The sequence below is a fragment of the Psychrobacter sp. 1U2 genome, from assembly GCF_051847575.1.
The window spans coordinates 1-1151 of the sequence record NZ_JBPYDC010000376.1 but is presented as its reverse complement, the minus strand read 5'-3'; the positions used below and the strand labels follow the sequence as shown (position 1 = coordinate 1151).

Sequence of the window (1151 nt, the reverse complement as noted above, 5' to 3'; positions counted from 1 at the left end):
ATTATCCATATAGATGCAAGTTTTTTAATTATTGTCTTTGCAAGTTATTCTTGCATTCGACTATGTTAAAGTAAGAAGGCTGCAGCCAACACGTTGTAGTTAGATTTTTTGCATCTGATATATTGGTTGTCATAAGTATTAATAAGTAATGGCTATCGTAGATGACATATATATGTAACGGAAATTGTATAGTTACCTTGAATAATCGTTATATAGTCAATAGATAGAAGGTGTTAGATTAGTCTGCCAATGTATTTATAGCAGGGTAGTGTTTGTAACAAAACGCTATATACAGACTAGATAACCCATACTCTAATAAGGATAAACCATGCAAGATAACCAATTAAGCAAAGAAGAAATCAGCCAATTGACTGAAGCTGACTGGAAAGAGCGTTTAAGTGCTGATGAATACCATGTGATGCGTGAGAAAGGTACAGAGCGCCCATTCACAGGTGTGTACAATGATGCGACCGATGATGGCGTTTATCGCTGTAAAGGCTGCGGTGCTAGCTTGTTTGATTCGAGTAGTAAGTTTGATGCTAGCTGCGGTTGGCCAAGTTTTGACCAAGGTATTGACAACAGCGCGATTGACGAGCACGTTGACAACTCGCTAGGCATGACTCGCACAGAAGTCACCTGTAGCAATTGCGGTGCTCATTTGGGTCACGTATTTCCAGATGGTCCTACCGAGACGACTGGTATGCGCTATTGCATCAACTCAGTATCTATTGATTTAGATAAGTCCGAAAAGTAAGTCATGTAGATGATTTTAGAAGTGTGAGAGGGAAGTACTTGGTGCTTCCTTTTCAATAGTATTTGCTTGAATGCTCAAAAAAATAAAAACCTCCATTTAAGGATGAATAATGAGTACGATTTATGATTTTACCGCTGAGCGCATGGACAGTAGCTTGCAAGCATTTTCTGATTACAAAGATAACGTATTACTAATCGTTAATACGGCAAGTAAATGCGGTTTTACGCCGCAGTTTGAAGGGTTAGAATCATTATACCAACAGTACAAAGATCAAGGACTGGTCGTCATTGGTTTTCCTTGTAACCAATTTGGCAGTCAAGATCCAGGCAGTAACGATGAGATTGGTGCGTTTTGTCAAAAGAACTATGGTGTTAGCTTTCCGATGATGGCCAAAGTC

2 protein-coding genes are annotated in these 1151 nt (G+C 39.1%); both read left to right on the top strand.

All coding sequences use genetic code 11. From position 1 onward, the window contains the following. Positions 1-328 precede the first annotated feature (328 nt). Positions 329-754 carry a peptide-methionine (R)-S-oxide reductase MsrB gene (gene msrB / locus ACS8FD_RS15950; protein WP_319050608.1) on the top strand — a complete coding sequence of 142 codons (426 nt, stop codon included), beginning with the start codon at positions 329-331 and terminating at the stop codon, positions 752-754. A gap of 109 nt (positions 755-863) precedes the next feature. Then, on the top strand, positions 864-1151 hold a 288-nt coding region (locus tag ACS8FD_RS15945; RefSeq protein WP_439276567.1), incomplete at its 3' end, for a glutathione peroxidase.